The sequence below is a fragment of the Delftia sp. PX-1 genome (genome assembly GCF_055797465.1).
Window position 1 is genome coordinate 4,486,236 of the sequence record NZ_CP184763.1, and the last position, 14,506, is coordinate 4,500,741.

Sequence of the window (14,506 nt, forward strand, 5' to 3'; positions counted from 1 at the left end):
TCAGCCTCGCGCAGGGAAAAGGCCGGAAGGACGGTACACCAGCACCACCGCCATCAGCACGTAGATGGAAATCGCCGCCAGCGTGGGCCCCACGCTGGATGCCACGGCCGGGGAGAACACCTGGCGCAGCAGCATGGGCAGGAAGGCCCGCCCCGCCGTGTCCACCATGCCCACCAGCAAGGCGCCCACCAGGGCGCCGCGTATGGAGCCTATGCCGCCGATGACGATGCACACCAGCACCAGGATGAGGATCTCCTCACCCATGCCGACCTGCACCGAAGTGATGGGCCCCAGCAGCGCGCCCGCCACCGCCGCCAGCATGGCGCCCAGCGTGAACACGCCCAGGAACAGCAGCGGCACGCGCACGCCCATCAGCGTGGCCATCTGGCGGTTGGAGGCGCCTGCCCGCACCAGCACGCCGGCGCGCGTGCGCGTCACGAACCAGTACAGGCCCAGCGCGGCGGCCAGGCCGAAGACGATGATCATCAGCCGGTAGGCCGGGTACATGAGATCGGGCAGCAACTGCACGGGCCCCGACAGCGCGGCCGGCATGTTCAGCATCACCGGCGCCGGGCCCCAGACCATCTTGACCAGGTCATTGGCAATGAGGATGACCGCATAGCTGCCCAGCACCTGGGCCAGATGGTCACGCACGGCAAGGCGCCGTATCAGCACCAGCTCCAGCACCACACCCGCCACGCCCGTAGCCACGGCCGCCACCAGCACGGCCACGGTGAACGAGCCCGTGCGCTGCATGGTCTCGGCCGCCACATAGGCGCCCGCCATGTACAGCGAGCCATGGGCCAGGTTCATGATGTCCATGATGCCGAACACCAGGGTCAGCCCGGCCGCGATCAGAAACAGCATCAGCCCGAACTGCAGGCCATTGAGCAATTGCTCCAAGAGCAGCGTCCACGTCATCCACACGCCCCCTGCCGCAGGCGCATCGGCCCGCGCGCGGTCAACAAATCATCCGGCTTTGAAAATCAAGATCAAGGCACGCCGCGCCCGACGGGGGCGCGGCGGCGGGGTCACATCTTGCAGTCGTTGACGTAGACGTCCTGATATTTATCGAACACCTTGCCCACCAGCTTGTTGGTGATGCGGCCGCTGCCATCCTTCTCGATCACGCGCTGGTAGTAGGCCTGGATGGGGTAGTGGTTCTTGCCGTACGTGAAGGGGCCGCGCACCGAGGCGTAGTCGGCCTTCTCCAGCGCCTTGACGATGGCCTGGCGGTCCGAGGCCTTGCCGCCGGCCTGCTTGACGGCCGCATCCATGGCCATGATCACGTCATACGCCTGGGCCGCGTAGACCGAGGGGTTGCGGCCCTTGTACTCCTTGCGGAAGGCCTCGACGAAGGCCTTGTTCTGCGGCACGTCCAGGTCATGCGCCCACTGCGCGGTGTTGACCATGCCCAGCATGGGCTCGCCCACGGCCTGGATCACGTCCTCGTCGGCCGAGAAGCCCGGGCCGATCAGCTTGACGCTTTGCGACAGCCCCGTGGACACGAACTGCTTGACGAAGTTGATGCCCATGCCGCCCGGCAGGAAGATGTAGACCGCATCGGGCTTGGCCGCGCGGATCTGGGCCAGCTCGGCCGCGTAGTCGATCTGGCCCAGCTTGGTGTAGACCTCTTCGCCGGGCGCGGTCTTGTAGCCGCGCTTGAAGCCGACCAGCGCATCCTTGCCAGCCGGATAGTCGGGCGCCATGATGAACATCTTCTTGAAGCCACGGTCGGCCGCCAGCTTGCCGGCTGCCTCGTGGAAGGCATCGTTCTGGTAGGACGTGCCGAACCAGAACGCATTGCACTGCGCGCCCGCGAACTGGCTGGGGCCGGGATTGTTGGACAGGTAGGGCACCTTGGCGCCGAACAGCGCCGGGCCCACGGCCAGGGCCACGTTGGAGCCGATGGGGCCGGTGAAGAAATCCACCTTGTCGCGCTGTATGTAGCGCGTGACCAGCTGGCGCGCCTGGTCGGGGTTGCCGCCCATGTCGGTCTGCAGGAACTCGGCCGGCTGGCCGCCCAGCTTGCTGCCCAACTGCTTGATGGCGAGGTTGAAGCCATCGCGCGCCTCGGCGCCCAGCGCGGCAAACGGCCCGGAAATATCGTTGGCGATACCGACCTTGATGGTGTCCGCCTGCGCGAGCGCGGGAACAAAGGCAGGGGCCAGGGCCGCTGCGGCCAGGAAGGGGGTGAGGAAACGCATGCTGCTGTGCTCCTTGCGCGGGCCGCGCGGATGGCAATCGGTGGTGAGGCAGTCTTCCGTCACGCTGGACGGGAAACTCTGTAAGGGCTGGAACGGTTGGCGCGGGTCTTAGTTTAGGTTTAAAGTATTTTGCAGAACAAGTCTGGGACTTGTACCAATACCTGCCATACAAACCATTTCGCGCCATCTCCGTTCCAATGCCCGCACTCTACCGTCACTACGACCGCGCCGGACTCGATGTCCAGTACAACGCCCGCGCGACGGTACCCGACATCACCCCCATCATCAAGGCCTATGCCGACGACAGCCGGGCCGCGCGCCAGAGCCTGCCCTGCGCGCTGAACGTGGCCTATGGCGAGCATGCCGACGAGCTGCTGGACATTTTCCCGGCAGCAACCGGGGCGGCAGGCGCCCCTGTTCTCTTCTTCATCCATGGCGGGTACTGGCGGCTGCTGTCCAAGGACGACTCCAGCAGCATGGCGCCCACCTTCACGCGCGCCGGCGCCGTGGTGGTGGCCCTGAACTATTCGCTGGCGCCCGCCGTCACGCTGGACCGCATCGTGGACCAGACACGCCGCGCACTGGCCTGGGTGCATGCCCACATCGCCCGCTACGGCGGCGACCCGGGCCGCATCCATGTCTGCGGCAGCTCGGCCGGCGGCCACCTGGCGGGCATGCTGCTGGCCGGCGGCTGGCATGCGGACTACGGCGTGCCCGAGGACGTGGTGCGCGGCGCCGCACCGCTGTCGGGCCTGTTCGACCTGCGCCCGCTGGTGCACACCCACATCAACGAATGGATGCGCCTGAGCGAGCAGGACGCCATTCGCAACAGCCCCGCCCTCCTGCCGCACGGCGCGGCCTGCCCGCTCATCGTCAGCTACGGCGAGAGCGAGACCGATGAATTCAAGCGCCAGAGCGACGACTACCTGGCCGCCTGGAACCAGCGCTGTGGCCCCGGTCCATCGTCAGGCCAGTACGTGGCCATGCCCGGCACCAACCATTTCGACATCGTGCTCACCCTGAACGACCCGGCCAGCCCGCTGACGCGCGCCATCCTCGCGCAGATGGGCTTGAGCGCCCCCACACCGCAGAACCAGCCATGACCCACGCTCCCGACCTGGAGTCGCGCGCCGCGCCCGACGACCACCATGCGCTGCGCCTGTGGCTGCGCATGCTCACCTGCTGCAACCTCATCGAAGGCGAGATCCGCAACCGCCTGCGCAGCGAATTCGACACCACCCTGCCCCGCTTCGACCTCATGGCCCAGCTGCAGCGCGCGCCCGAGGGTATGAAGATGGGCGAGCTGTCGCGCCACATGATGGTGACCAACGGCAACATCACCGGCATCACCGACCAGTTGGAGAAGGAGGGCCTGGTGGTGCGCACCAAGGTGGAGTCCGACCGGCGCAGCTCCGTGCTGCACCTCACCCCACTGGGCCGCAAGACCTTTGCGCGCATGGCCAAGGCGCATGAGTCCTGGGTCATGGGCATGTTCGGCGACATGCCGCAGGCCAGCCGCAACGACCTGTACCAGGCGCTGGGCGACCTCAAGCAGCAGGTGGTGGCCCACCGCTCGCCCACGGACTGAGCGCGCGCAGACCCACCCCCATTCAGCCCTGCACGCAGTTGCGCCCTGCGGCCTTGGCGCGGTACAGCGCACGGTCGGCCGCTTCCACCAGCGCCACGGCGGCACCTTTGGAGCCGTGGGTAGTGCCTTGTGTAGCGCTTTGTGTAGCGCTTTGTGTAGCGCCTTGAGTCGCGCCAGCCTCACCGCACTGCGCCGTCGCCACGCCGATGCTGGCCGTCACATGGCCGAAGCGGCTGCTGCGGTGCTCCAGGCCCAGGCCCTCGATGCGCGCACGCAGCCGCTCGGCCACCTGCAGCCCGCCGGCCTGGTCCGTATTGGGAAGCACCACGGCCAGCTCCTCCCCGCCGTAGCGCGCCGCCATGTCGCCGGGCCGCTGCACGGCCTGGGCCAGGGCGCGACACACTGTCTGCAGGCAGGCATCGCCCGCCACATGGCCGTAGGCGTCGTTGTAGCCCTTGAAATGGTCCAGATCGATCAGCAGCAGCGACAGCGGCGTGCCCTCGCGCACGGCGCGCCGTGCCTCGCGCTCCAGCACCTCGTCGAAGCGGCGCCGGTTGGCCAGGCCCGTGAGCTGGTCCTGGGTGGCCAGCACCTCCAGCCGGCGGTTGGCCTGCAGCAATTCCTCGCGCGCGCTGACCAGGGAGCATTCGGCACGCGAGCGCAGCCGCATCGCCGCCGTCAGCCGCCAGCCGATCAGCGCAATCGCCAGAAACAGCCCCAGCACCACGGCCAGCGTCAGTTGCGCCTGGCGCTGCCAGGAACTGAGCGCCTCGTCGCGGCCCAGGGCCACCGTGGTCACCAGCGGATAGCGCTCGCTGCGCAGGAAGGCATAGATTCTTTCCGTGCCATCCAGGCCCGAGCGGAACGACGCCGTGCCCGACATCGCCCCCGCATAGTGGCGCAGGAAATTGGGCGACTGCGAGAAGTCCCGGCCCAGGTCCTGCTCACGGAAGGGGTGGCGCACCAGCAGTTGCCCGCCCGGCGTGCTCAGTGAAATGGCGCCCTGCTCGCCGATGTCGATCTTGCCGAACAGCCGCAGGAAATTTTCCACACCCAGCGTCACCACGACCACGCCGGCAAACTGACCCTCGCTGTCGGTATAGCGCCGGCTGATGGTGATCACCCATTCGCTTGTGGAGCGGCTGCGGATCGGCGGCCCGATGTAGATGCCTGACGACGGGTCGTCGCGGTGGTGCGTGAAGAAGTCGCGGTCCGCGCTTTGCGTTCCTGGGGGAAACGTCCCCTTGGACGACATCAGCCAGCGCCCCTGCGCGTCCACGACCAGCAGCTCGTTGAGCTGGTTCAGCAGCTGCTCCTGGCGGTTGACCAGATGCAGCACGCGCTCCAGGTGCGCGGCACCGGCGCCATCCAGCTCCAGCCTTTCGGCAATGCCCAGCAGCAGCATGGAGCTTTGGGTGATCACGCCTTCGGAATAGGTATTCAGCGTCTGCGCCAGATTGCGGTTGACGGTATCCACCTCGGCCAGCGTGCGCTGGCGTGCAGCCACCAACTGCCACACCGTGGCCGCCGATACCGACACGAACACCACGGCCAGCAGCCAGCCCACCAGGCGGGTATCGCGTTTGACGGGCCGACCGCTGCGGCTGCGGCAGGCCCTTGTCCACCAATCCCTCTTCGTCACATGCACCTGCGCCATCTCGGCGGTCTCGCCGCCGTCCGATCTTGGGGTTTTCTGCGTCCGGGTTCAACGCCAGTGCAGCTTCCTTCCGCAAGCGATTCCCGTCCTCGACCCAGGTCGAGCCGGAAAAACCCGCGAACCCGGTATTGTCCCCGGCTTCGGAAAAATCGGCCGGCAGGGTTGGGATTGGGGGGTGCTGCCGGCAGTTTCAGGCTGAATGCGGATGGCAGACCTGTGATCACAGGCCTTATCGTCAAGGCATGGGTGATCAGCCGGGGCCGTCGCTCGCGGCAGCAAGAAGCGGCACCAAGACATCACCGATCGGGGTCGGAACCCCGCGCGCCCGGCCGCGGCGCGCGATAACGCCGTTGCGGATATCCCATTCGAGCGGACGGCCTGCTTCGCGATCCGCCAGTATGGACGTGCCCAGGTCGGCAGGGGATGCCTGGAACTTGTCGAGGATCGCCTGCGGGACCTCATCGCCCAGTTCAGCACCTTCGGCGCGTGCCACGGCCAGGCACTCCTGCAGATAGCCCAGTGTGAGCTTGGAGATGTCGTGCCGGCCGTACATGCCTGAGCGGCGATGCGTGAGCGCCATGAGCCCGGCCGCCGCGTTCTGCAGCAGCTTTTGCCAGGCCAGAGATCTGAAATTCGAAACCAGGTCTACCAGACACCGGGAGCCTTGCAGTGCCTGCGCAACCAGGAGGGAGGCCGCTTCGTCAGGCAGGCTGATCCGAGCATCGCTGCGCAGGAGCACCGATCCATCGGATTGCGCCTGCGCAGGGAACCACACGACTGCAGGAACGACTCGCCCCTGAGGGCACAGCGCAGTGACACTCTCCAACTGCTCGACCCCGTTTTGCAGGACACACACGACGGTTTGCGGGCCGCTCAACGCCGCAAGCCATTGCGCAGTGGCAGCGGTCTGAGTCGCTTTGACCGCGAGAAAAACGAGGTCCACCGGGCGTGCAATCTGTGCTGGATCCGTTCTCACCGGCCCGGGAACAACGATGCGAACACCGCTACCTTGCAGCACCAGGCTGTCACGCGGCGTACGGCCGCAAAGCATGGGCGTGCGGCCGACTTCGTGCAACGCAGCAGCGACGGTGGTCCCGATCGCACCGGGCCCCAGGACAGCGATTCTTGTATGGACTTGTTGATTCACTGAAGCGGATTCCTCGAAACGGATGCTCGGCGCCGGCCTCGACACCTGAAAAGGACAATTATGGAGTGCCACGGGCGCAGTGGAGGGCTGCTCTTGGCTGTGCCTGCATAGGTGCAATGCATCTTGATAGTTTCTCAGTATTCATCCCGGCAAAATACACGTCAGTGGACTTTTTCACTGGGCATGCAATATGATTTGACGAACATTGCAGTATTCCGTAACGATTGACGAATATCCGGCTTTGATATTCCGTGCCTTTTGGCGAATTGCTCGACCGCCGCTGTGTCAAAACGCGTAGTCTGGATGAAGTCCAGGGCTTCGGCATCCGTATTCAAAAACCGCGCGACCGGAGGAATGCTCAAAAGCCACTTCAGCAATCGGAGCGAAATATGATGCTTTGGGGACTTTATTCCAAGAGGTTGTGCCACCTCTGCCAGGAGTTCTCGCAAGTTGGGACTTTGGTCGTCAAGCGCCAGGAGCTCCTGACCGGCCATGGAAGGATCAAAAGCGCAAGCCGAAACCAGCTCGACCAGATAATCCACAGTGACCAATGGCAACCAGTGCTCTGCGCTACCGGGCACTGCAGCCAGTTTTCCCTCCGCCAGATTGCGTATCAGATCCACCAGTGGCTGGCTGCAAGGTATATGTCCCGTGCGGCTATGACCACAGACCGTTGCGGGGTGCACGACGGTCATTTTCCCTCCCTTGGCAGCCATGAACTCCAGGGTCGCGAAATGCGCCTCCAGTTTGCTCCCCTCGTAAGCGCCGACACGCCGATAGACGGCAGGCCAATGAGTCCTTTCCGGATGGCCGGGATCAATTCCGATGCGCTGCAGATGTTCATTGTTCTTCAGCATATAGCCGCCGATCATCACCAGCCGGCTATCTTGCTGCGCTGCCAACAACGCCACGCGCTTTGCACCTTCCACATTCACTGCACGCGAATGCTCCATTGAAAGGCCCCACGCGAAGTGGGCGCCCAGGTGGAACACAACTTCGGCCTGCCGCAAAGCCTCTCGATCGGAAAGACTCAAGCCGAGGCTCTCCTGCTCCAGATCGCCAGCCACGGCAAAGACACGGTTTGCGACACCTCCCAGATTGTCGACCTGCTCCCGCAGTTGCGCCAGGCGCTCCGGGCGACGCATCAGCACCCGAATCGTGTGACCTTTTGCGCTCAGGCATGACACCAGATGCTGGCCGATGAAGCCGGTCCCTCCCGTAACAAAGCACTCCACGCTCATTTTTCTGCTCCTTGGCACGATGAAAAATCGAGTGTAGACTGTCGACCCAACTCTATAGTCAAGCGTTTTTTCATGAATATCGGCGAACTCGAGGTCCGCAGCGGCGCCAGCCGCCATACCCTGCGCTACTACGAGAAGATCGGCCTTATCGCACCATTGCGGCGAAACAACAATTACCGTGTTTACACACCACAAACCCTGCAGGATCTTGGATTTATCCAGCGCGCACAAAGCATGGGATTTTCTCTTGCGGAAATAGGCGAAATTCTGGACGCTCAGAGAAACAAGTCAATCGATTGTGCCGAGGGTGCCAAGTTGATTGAAAAGAAAATGCTGGAAATCAGAAAGAAAATCACTGAGCTCAAAAGCATTTATCGGTATTTGGACGAGGAGCGTGCAAATCTCGAGGCCAGTGCTGCCAAGCAACTTGAGCTTCAGCGACTCAACAACGCCTTGAAGTGAGCTGTCGGCATCCAGACAACAGCGGCAATCGCTGCATGGCTGCTCCCGGCATCACCCGAGTACATCCGCGCAGCCTAGACAGAAAACGCATCTGCCGCGCCAAGGCATGGCGCAGCCATTCATCCACGGCTATGCTCAATACCTTTGCCGTTGCGCAGCCGGCGCCCGCCCTGCAACGGACCTTGACTGTTCAGGACCTCCCATGCACATCGAACCCGGCGTCGTCAGCCCCGAAAAAATCGCCCTCAGTTATGTCACCGCCGCAGCGGCCTTCGGCCTGACCGCCGCCCTGGCACGGCAAAGCCTGCGCGACAACGGCGGCTGGCTCGCGCTGCTGGCCCGCAGTGTCATCACCACCGCGCTGGTGTTCAGCTTCTTCGAGGTGTTTCCGCACGAGCCGGTCGGCGTGTCCGAGGTCCATCTGATCCTGGGCTCGACCTTGCTGCTGATGTTCGGCGCGGGAGCTGCGGCCATCGGCCTGGCGTTCGGCCTGCTGGTGCAGGGCCTGTTCTTTGCCCCCTTCGACCTGCCGCAGTACGGCATGAACGTCACCACCTTGCTGGTGCCGCTGTATGCGGTGAACCAACTGGCGCGCCGGCTGATTCCCGCCGGCACGGCCTATGTGGACATCAGCTACAGGCAGGCCCTGGCCCTGTCCACCACCTACCAGGGCGGCATTGTCCTGTGGGTCGCGTTCTGGGCCATCTACGGCCACGGTGCCAGCCTGGCAACCTTGACCGAGGTGGCAAGCTTCGGTGCTGCCTACATGTGCGTCGTGCTGGTGGAACCCCTGGTGGACCTGGCGGTGCTGTGGCTGGCCAAGCGCCTGGCGACCTTCACCCAAGGGCCGCTTTTCAATACCCGCCTGCACGCCGTTGCCGTCTGACAGGGCCGGCTCCCCCGGTCACGGTTGACGCCCCATAGCGCATCTTGCCCCGGTGCTCCCGCCTTGCCGCCCCCGGGCCACCATGGCAAAGCGGGGAGCGGCAGGTGCATGGACGGCCCCGCGCGCAGCCGTGGCCGCTTCCTCTTGGTCCAGCATGACCAGGTCCCTCTTCATCAGCCTGCCGGCAAGCGAGCTCGGCAAATCCACCGCCTTCCACAAGGCCCCGGGCTTCCAACAGAGCCCGCAGCCCAGCAGTGAGGACGGCTTCGCCATGGTCTGGAGCGGCGGGATGCCTGCGCAGTGCAAGGACCCGGCGTTCGCCTCCGCGACGTGGCCTTGGCAACGCGGCCGACGCCGGAATCGCTGCAGCCGGGTGATCGGGCAAGCCTGAAAACCCGCTTCCTGCGACAATCCGCCCCGCTCGCTTTGCTCCACTGCATCGCGACGGCACGGACCGTCGCCGCATTGCTCCTTGTCTGGCGGCTCTCACAAGGAGCGCGCCTGCGCCGATACCTCCATCGCCCATGGCTCTCGACCCCTTCACCCTGCTCGTTCTCACCACGGCCATGGCGGCCGCTTCGGCGCTGTATCTGGCTGCGGAATGGAGCAGCGTGCGCGAACGCTCGCTGCTGCTGTGGAGCGCGGGGTTCGCCATCATCGTCGTGGGCTGCGTGCTAGCCCTGCTGCGTTCCAGCGGCCATGTGCTGCTGGGCATCTGGTTTCCCAACGGCCTGCTGATCGCCGCCCACTGGCTGTTCCTGGCCGGGGTCGCCGGATTCATGCGCGTGCGGCTGTCGCACTTCTGGTGGCTGCTGGCCGTCGTCTGGCTGGCCATGCTGTTTCTGCCAGACGGGCCCTGGTGGTCCAAGGCGATGCTGGGCATCCAGTCGCTGCTGATCGCCATCACCACCTTGCGCGCCGGCCTGCTGCTGCGCCCGCATGGCGGCGCGCTGGGCATGGGCGCGGCGCAGTTGAGTTTCGTGCTGCTGGCCCACGGCCTGTTCTACCTCGCCAAGGCAGGATCGACCGTGGCGCTGGACGCCTTCGTCAACCTGGGCAGTTTCCGCGGCACGGTGATCCTGATCTCGCTGGTGGAGGGCGTGATGGCGATCATGCTGCTGGCCATGTCCATGACCGGGACGGAGCGCCATCGCCGCGAGGAGCGCATCGCGCAGATTGCCGCCCGCGATCCGCTGACCTCCCTGGACAACCGCCGCGCGCTCTATCTGCGCGCACCGGCGCTGCTGGCACAAGCCTCGCCGGCCCGCCCCGGCGCCCTGCTGCTGATCGACATCGACCACTTCAAGCAGGTCAATGACCTGCACGGCCACGATGCCGGCGACCGCCTGCTGATGACGCTGAGCGACCTCATCCGCAGCGTGCTGCCTCGCGGCGCACTGGCCGCGCGGCTGGGCGGGGATGAGTTCGTGATCCTGCTGCACAACGTCTGCGGCACGGCCGCGCAGGCGCTGGGCCAGGACTTGCGCGAGGCGTTCGTGCAGCAGGCGCGCGCGATGTTCGCGACGCCGCAGCCCGTGTCCCTGAGCATCGGTGCGGCCTTGTTCGACCAGCCCGGAACAGAGCTGTCCCACTGGCTCAAGCAGGCCGACGAGGCCCTCTATGCATCGAAGCGCAAGGGACGGGACCGGATGGAACTCGCCCCGCTTGCGCCAGGGCGGCCCCACGGATGATCTGCTTGCCGCAGGTGGGCCGCTTGCGTGCGCTTGCAGGTCACATCTGCCGCTGATAGGGGTCCGGGCCGGTTCAGTCCGGGTCGTTTTGGCGCCTCAAGGCGTCAATGCAAAGTCCACCGCAGCCTCGGCATGCAAGGCCGTGGTGTCCAGCACGGGCACGGGGCAATGCGCCTGCTGCACCAGCAGGCTGATTTCCGTGCAGCCCAGCACCATGGCCTGGGCGCCCTGCCCGGCCAGCTGCGCCATGATGCGCTGATAGGTGCGCCGCGACTCTTCCCGTATCCGGCCTGCGCACAGTTCCTCGTAGATGATGCGGTGCACTTCGGCGCGGTCCGCCTCCTGCGGCACCATCACCTCCAGCCCCTGCTGCTGCAGGCGCTCGCGCATGAAGGGCTGCTCCATGGTGAAGCGGGTGCCCAGCAGCCCCAGCCTGCGGTAGCCTGCCGCCCGGGCCGCATCGGCCACCGGGTCGGCAATGTGCAGAAAAGGGATGCGCACCGCTGCCGCAATGCGGTCTGCCAGCTTGTGCATGGTGTTGGTGCACAGCAGCACCCCATCCGCCCCGCCATCCTGCAGCCGCCGCGCGGCATCTTCCAGCAAGGCGGCTGCGTCATCCCAGCGGCCTTCATGCTGGGCCAGCTCGATAGGGCCAAAATCCACGCTGTACATGAGCAGTTTTGCAGAGCGCAGCGGACCCAGCCGGTCGCGCACGCCCTGGTTGATGAGCCGGTAGTACTCGGCACTGGACTCCCAGCTCATGCCCCCGATGAGACCGATGATGCGGTGAATTTCCGTGTGGTTTGCGTTCATGCCTTCAGTGTGGGCAGCGCCCGGTTTCCCGTCTATCAAGAAATTTCAGTTCAAGACACAAGGCACCAGGGTGATGAAAGTTCAGGAACTACCGGGATTCGAGGTGCAGCTGCTGGGCCGCGCGGCCTACAGCAGCCATGACCCGACCCGCCTTCATTCGCTGGGCATTGCGCTGGAGCGCCAGCAAGGCGTGCATGCCATTGGCAGCGACCGCCGCGTGGACTTCGACACATGGCCCGGCACGGTGGCACGCACGCCACCGGGGGTGGATGTGTTTTCCGAATCGGCCACGGGCGGCGAGTACCTGGTGGTTCGCTGTACCCCTGCGCAATGGGAGCAATGGCTGGACGACGCAGTGCCTGACACCGAAGCCCGGCGCGTTGTACACCCTGGCCAGCGCGCCGCCTTGCAGATTGCGCACCAGCTGCGGCAACTGCTGCTTTGCCCCGAGACGGACACCCTGGCAATAGAGCAGGCAGCCCTGCACTTCATGGCCCGGCAATGCGTCGATGCGAGGGATGTGCCCCATGCGCCCATCCCGCGCATCGATGCATTGCGCCCGGTCTATCGGCCGGTTCTGGAGCGCATGGCGGCCGAGTTTGCACAGCCGTTGAGCATTGCCCAGCTGGCCCGGATGACCCGTCGCACCCCGCTGCGTTTTCTGCGTGAGTTTTCCCAGCTGCTTGGCATGACTCCGCATGCCTATCTTGTGGAGACCCGCATACAGGCGGCCCGCTCCATGATGCGGGCGGATGCCGATTCGCTGGCCTGTATCGCCCACGATTGCGGCTTCAGCCATCAATCGCACATGGGAGCCGCGTTTCGCAAACATCTGGGGCTGACGCCCAGCCAGTACCTGGCCCGCATTCGCCATACGGCCAGGCAGTGACCGATGGAGCACCTGGACCCGTCACGCCCGGGGCATGCGGCATGACCGGTGTTCCAGGCGGTGCAATGAACTTGCAAGTTCCCGCGTTGGCTTTTCATTCCCATTGTCAATCCGAACAGACGGACTCGACCTGCGCACTTCAACCGCGCATACTTAGGGCCATTGCTCTCCCCCTGTTCTGATTTGCGATGGCGCGGCACCCCAAACCTTGCCGTGTTCCTGCCAATGGAGCGGACTACCGATAATTCATTCCCGTTATCAACGGCATATCGTGCCGCTCGGCCATGCCGGGCAGAACTGAGGACCGCCAATCCGCCAGCAGCGTGCCCATTCAATGTGCGTACACATCTGATAGAGCAGATCAATGAAATGACCCCTCGAAAATCCACATTCGCACCTTTGAGCAGAATTTTTGCTTTCGCCATTGAACTGGATGGAGTGGACCGTGTGCTGTCCGTGGTCCGGCGGCATCTGGGCATGGATGTGGCCTTTGTGGCCCGATTCCGCGAAGCGGATCGGGTGCTGGAGCATGTGGACGAGAGCACTGGCGGTGTGATTTTCCGGCAGCAGAAGATTCCATTGAACGAGGGCTATTGCCAGAAGGTGGTCAATGGCGAATTGCCGCAGTTGATTCCAGACACGTCCCGTTTACCCGCTGCACAGGGAATACCGGAGACGCACACCATTCCCATCGGCTCGCACCTGAGCGTACCGATCCGCCTGGATGACAACCGTCTGTACGGCACCTTGTGCTGCTTCAGCCACCAGCCCAATCCCGCGCTGGGTGAGCACGATATGTCGCTATTGCGGGCATTCTCCGATTTATTGGGACTGCATTTCAGTGCAACTTCTGCGGTCCAGCATGCAAGGGACAAAGCGGCCAACGAAATCCGCCTTGCCATGCAGGGAAATGCGCTGCGCCCTGTATTTCAGCCCGTATACACCATCGCGACAGGCAAGCTGCACGGTTTTGAGTGCTTGTCGCGCTTTGACCTGGAGCCATTTCGCCCGCCAGACCAATGGTTCAAGGCAGCGCACGAAGTCGGCCTGGGGCTGGAGCTGGAGCGCCATGCAATCGACACGGCGCTTGGCGCGCTCGGTCGCCTGCCAACCGATTGGCTGCTCGCAGTCAACTGCTCGCCGCAGCTGATCCAGTCGGGGCAGCTGCCCCGGCTTCTGGGTTCGGACCAGGATCTGTCGCGCGTGACGCTGGAAATCACGGAGCATGCCGCCGTGGATGACTACAGGGCTTTGGCCGATGCACTGGCTCCGCTGCGGCGCCGGGGCGCGACCTTGGCAGTCGACGATGCCGGTGCCGGCTACTCCAGCATGCGGCACATCCTGCATCTTCAACCGGACATGATCAAGCTGGACATGAGCATCACGCACGACGTCGATACCGACCGCAGCCGCCGTGCGCTCGCCAAGGGGCTCACGAGTTTCGCGCACGAAATAGGAAGCGTGGTGGTCGCCGAAGGTGTGGAGACTGCAGAGGAATTCAATGCGCTGGCAAGCCTTGGCGTGGATCTGGCCCAGGGCTACTTCTTTGCCAAGCCGATGGGGTCAGCACAGGCGCTGGCCATGGGGCTTGCCAGGGCCTAGGGCCCAGGCGTTCAAGCTTTCGAGCCTGCGTGAATGCGTGCCTGCCTGCATGCGTGCGTGAATGTGCTGTGGCGACGCAGCGTTCTCCCGCCACCTTGACCGGGATCAAGCACACACCAGCCATGGTGCCCGAGCAAGGCGTCCGTTGCGCGAAGCCGTAGTGCACCCGGCGCATAATCGCCTGCATTCTTTCCCTAGCCCATCCGCCATTGCAGGTCTGCATGCGGCAGGCGCGTCCAGCGGCCATCGCGGCGCCCCAGCATTTCCCCAGACTTCCAGCAACAGCCTCCCGGCAGGCGGTCATGGGCATGCCTACGGTGAAC

At 64.7% G+C, this 14,506-nt stretch carries 13 protein-coding genes; 7 read left to right on the top strand and 6 right to left on the bottom strand.

The annotated features are described in order from the left end of the window. Nucleotides 1-921 (bottom strand): branched-chain amino acid ABC transporter permease, encoded by a 921-nt coding sequence (locus ACN20X_RS20570; RefSeq protein WP_473209825.1) that lies wholly within the window; start codon nucleotides 919-921, stop codon nucleotides 1-3. Nucleotides 922-1,031: 110 nt separating this feature from the next. Further along, nucleotides 1,032-2,207, bottom strand: coding sequence for an ABC transporter substrate-binding protein (locus ACN20X_RS20575; protein WP_013801786.1), 1,176 nt, complete (start codon nucleotides 2,205-2,207; stop codon nucleotides 1,032-1,034). A gap of 197 nt (nucleotides 2,208-2,404) precedes the next feature. Between ACN20X_RS20575 and ACN20X_RS20580 the strand changes: the two genes are divergently transcribed. Together ACN20X_RS20580 and ACN20X_RS20585 are read left to right on the top strand one after the other, a co-directional pair. Next, nucleotides 2,405-3,310: an alpha/beta hydrolase gene (locus tag ACN20X_RS20580; RefSeq protein WP_016453223.1), complete on the top strand. Its 906-nt coding sequence runs from the start codon at nucleotides 2,405-2,407 to the stop codon at nucleotides 3,308-3,310. Next, complete coding sequence (locus ACN20X_RS20585; RefSeq protein ID WP_012206289.1) at nucleotides 3,307-3,795, top strand: MarR family winged helix-turn-helix transcriptional regulator; 489 nt, start codon at nucleotides 3,307-3,309, stop codon at nucleotides 3,793-3,795. Before ACN20X_RS20580 ends, ACN20X_RS20585 begins: the two co-directional genes overlap by 4 nt. A 22-nt stretch (nucleotides 3,796-3,817) precedes the next feature. On the opposite strand, the gene ACN20X_RS20590 is transcribed toward ACN20X_RS20585, so the two are convergent. The 3 genes from ACN20X_RS20590 to ACN20X_RS20600 form a co-directional block, all read right to left on the bottom strand. After that, nucleotides 3,818-5,452, bottom strand: a complete 1,635-nt coding sequence (locus ACN20X_RS20590) for a sensor domain-containing diguanylate cyclase (protein WP_473209826.1) — start codon at nucleotides 5,450-5,452, stop codon at nucleotides 3,818-3,820. Nucleotides 5,453-5,702: 250 nt separating this feature from the next. After that, on the bottom strand, nucleotides 5,703-6,599 hold the full coding sequence (locus tag ACN20X_RS20595; protein ID WP_473209827.1) for an oxidoreductase: 897 nt from the start codon (nucleotides 6,597-6,599) through the stop codon (nucleotides 5,703-5,705). 161 nt (nucleotides 6,600-6,760) lie between these two features. Beyond that, nucleotides 6,761-7,840 (bottom strand): SDR family oxidoreductase, encoded by a 1,080-nt coding sequence (locus ACN20X_RS20600; RefSeq protein WP_473209828.1) that lies wholly within the window; start codon nucleotides 7,838-7,840, stop codon nucleotides 6,761-6,763. A 72-nt stretch (nucleotides 7,841-7,912) separates the two neighbouring features. Here ACN20X_RS20600 and ACN20X_RS20605 point away from each other — a divergent pair, with 72 nt between their 5' ends. From ACN20X_RS20605 to ACN20X_RS20615, 3 genes are all read left to right on the top strand, one after another. Continuing rightward, nucleotides 7,913-8,302 (top strand): MerR family transcriptional regulator, encoded by a 390-nt coding sequence (locus tag ACN20X_RS20605; protein ID WP_016450653.1) that lies wholly within the window; start codon nucleotides 7,913-7,915, stop codon nucleotides 8,300-8,302. Nucleotides 8,303-8,504: 202 nt separating this feature from the next. Then, entirely contained in the window at nucleotides 8,505-9,188 is a 684-nt protein-coding gene (locus ACN20X_RS20610) for an energy-coupling factor ABC transporter permease (protein ID WP_016453227.1), read from the top strand. A 524-nt stretch (nucleotides 9,189-9,712) separates the two neighbouring features. After that, nucleotides 9,713-10,879, top strand: a complete 1,167-nt coding sequence (locus ACN20X_RS20615) for a GGDEF domain-containing protein (RefSeq protein WP_047474028.1) — start codon at nucleotides 9,713-9,715, stop codon at nucleotides 10,877-10,879. Between the two features lie 96 nt (nucleotides 10,880-10,975). Here ACN20X_RS20615 and ACN20X_RS20620 read toward each other — a convergent pair whose 3' ends face one another. Next, complete coding sequence (locus tag ACN20X_RS20620) at nucleotides 10,976-11,692, bottom strand: aspartate/glutamate racemase family protein (protein WP_034367640.1); 717 nt, start codon at nucleotides 11,690-11,692, stop codon at nucleotides 10,976-10,978. 73 nt (nucleotides 11,693-11,765) lie between these two features. Here ACN20X_RS20620 and ACN20X_RS20625 point away from each other — a divergent pair, with 73 nt between their 5' ends. Further along, nucleotides 11,766-12,581, top strand: coding sequence for a helix-turn-helix domain-containing protein (locus tag ACN20X_RS20625; RefSeq protein WP_034367637.1), 816 nt, complete (start codon nucleotides 11,766-11,768; stop codon nucleotides 12,579-12,581). A gap of 369 nt (nucleotides 12,582-12,950) precedes the next feature. Next, the gene (locus ACN20X_RS20630; protein WP_034367634.1) at nucleotides 12,951-14,183 is read left to right on the top strand and encodes a sensor domain-containing phosphodiesterase; all 1,233 of its coding nucleotides are present in this window, start codon (nucleotides 12,951-12,953) and stop codon (nucleotides 14,181-14,183) included. Nucleotides 14,184-14,506: the final 323 nt, after the last annotated feature.

Coding starts and splice junctions, on each gene's coding strand:
- ACN20X_RS20570 (WP_473209825.1), bottom strand. CDS start 921: ATGACGTGGACGCTGCTCTTGGAGCAATTGCTCAATGGCCTGCAGTTC.
- ACN20X_RS20575 (WP_013801786.1), bottom strand. CDS start 2,207: ATGCGTTTCCTCACCCCCTTCCTGGCCGCAGCGGCCCTGGCCCCTGCC.
- ACN20X_RS20580 (WP_016453223.1), top strand. CDS start 2,405: ATGCCCGCACTCTACCGTCACTACGACCGCGCCGGACTCGATGTCCAG.
- ACN20X_RS20585 (WP_012206289.1), top strand. CDS start 3,307: ATGACCCACGCTCCCGACCTGGAGTCGCGCGCCGCGCCCGACGACCAC.
- ACN20X_RS20590 (WP_473209826.1), bottom strand. CDS start 5,452: ATGGCGCAGGTGCATGTGACGAAGAGGGATTGGTGGACAAGGGCCTGC.
- ACN20X_RS20600 (WP_473209828.1), bottom strand. CDS start 7,840: ATGAGCGTGGAGTGCTTTGTTACGGGAGGGACCGGCTTCATCGGCCAG.
- ACN20X_RS20605 (WP_016450653.1), top strand. CDS start 7,913: ATGAATATCGGCGAACTCGAGGTCCGCAGCGGCGCCAGCCGCCATACC.
- ACN20X_RS20610 (WP_016453227.1), top strand. CDS start 8,505: ATGCACATCGAACCCGGCGTCGTCAGCCCCGAAAAAATCGCCCTCAGT.
- ACN20X_RS20615 (WP_047474028.1), top strand. CDS start 9,713: ATGGCTCTCGACCCCTTCACCCTGCTCGTTCTCACCACGGCCATGGCG.
- ACN20X_RS20620 (WP_034367640.1), bottom strand. CDS start 11,692: ATGAACGCAAACCACACGGAAATTCACCGCATCATCGGTCTCATCGGG.
- ACN20X_RS20625 (WP_034367637.1), top strand. CDS start 11,766: ATGAAAGTTCAGGAACTACCGGGATTCGAGGTGCAGCTGCTGGGCCGC.
- ACN20X_RS20630 (WP_034367634.1), top strand. CDS start 12,951: ATGACCCCTCGAAAATCCACATTCGCACCTTTGAGCAGAATTTTTGCT.